The organism is Mycobacterium szulgai (assembly GCF_002116635.1).
Taxonomy (GTDB): Bacteria; Actinomycetota; Actinomycetes; order Mycobacteriales; family Mycobacteriaceae; genus Mycobacterium; species Mycobacterium szulgai.
Genome location: NZ_LQPW01000043.1, coordinates 1 through 1,022 on the forward strand (window position 1 = coordinate 1; position 1,022 = coordinate 1,022).

The window sequence follows — 1,022 nt, forward strand, 5'->3', positions numbered from 1 at the left end:
TCATCCAACGCCGCGGCGAATCCGCGGTGGTGGTTGTAGAGGTCGGCGGCCATACCCGGGTATTGAGCGCCTTGACCGGGCAACACGAACACCGTCTTAGCGCCCGGCTGGGTCCGCAGGTGGTGGATGGCCAGCCCGGGATGGGGCTGGTCATGACCCAGCGCGTGCAGGGCTTCTAGCAAGTTCTGGCGTGCCTGGTCAGCGCCGCTGGTGCTGCTGGTGCTGATCGCGGCCCGGTGGGGGTGATGGCTGCGGGTGGTGGCCAGGCTGTAGGCCAGATCCCGCAGCGATACCTCGGGCTGCTCAAGCAGGTGTTGGCGCAATCGAGCGCCCTGAGCGCGTAACGCGGCACTGCTGCGCGCCGATAACGGCCACACCAACACCGTGGGCTGGGCCGACTCGCCCGACTCCCCCGGTGGTGTGGTGGTGGTGTCGGTGTCAGAGACCGCCAGCTCGTCGGGGGCCTGCTGCACAATCACATGCGCGTTGGTGCCGCTGATCCCGAACGAGGACACCGCCGCGGTGCGCACGTGCTCGCTCACCGGCCAGGGCTGGGCCTGGCTCAGCAGTTGCACGGTGCCGTGTGACCAGTCGATATGGGGGCTGGGTTGGTCGATATGCAAGGTGGCCGGCAGCACCTGATGATGCAGGGCCTGGATCATTTTGATCAGCCCGGCCGCCCCCGCGGCGGCCTGAGTGTGGCCGATGTTGGATTTGACCGAGCCCAGCCACAACGGCTGGTCGGGGTCGCGGTGAGCGCCGTAGGTGGCGATCAGGGCCCCGGCTTCGACCGGGTCACCCAACGTGGTGCCCGTGCCGTGGGCCTCGACCACATCAACCTGGTCCAACCCGACTCCAGCGTTAGCCGCGGCCTGAGTGATCACGCGTTGTTGGGCGGGCCCGTTAGGAGCGGTCAACCCGTTAGAGGCACCGTCTTGATTGACCGCTGAACCCGCGATCACCGCCCACACCCGATGCCCGTGACGGCGGGCATCACTTAAACGTTCCAACACCAGCACCGC

Annotated in this window: 1 protein-coding gene; it reads right to left on the reverse strand. The window is 67.4% G+C overall.

All coding sequences use genetic code 11. From position 1 onward, the window contains the following. Window positions 1–1,022: ketoacyl-synthetase C-terminal extension domain-containing protein (locus tag AWC27_RS09740; protein WP_139836875.1), on the reverse strand; the 1,022-nt coding region annotated here is incomplete at both ends.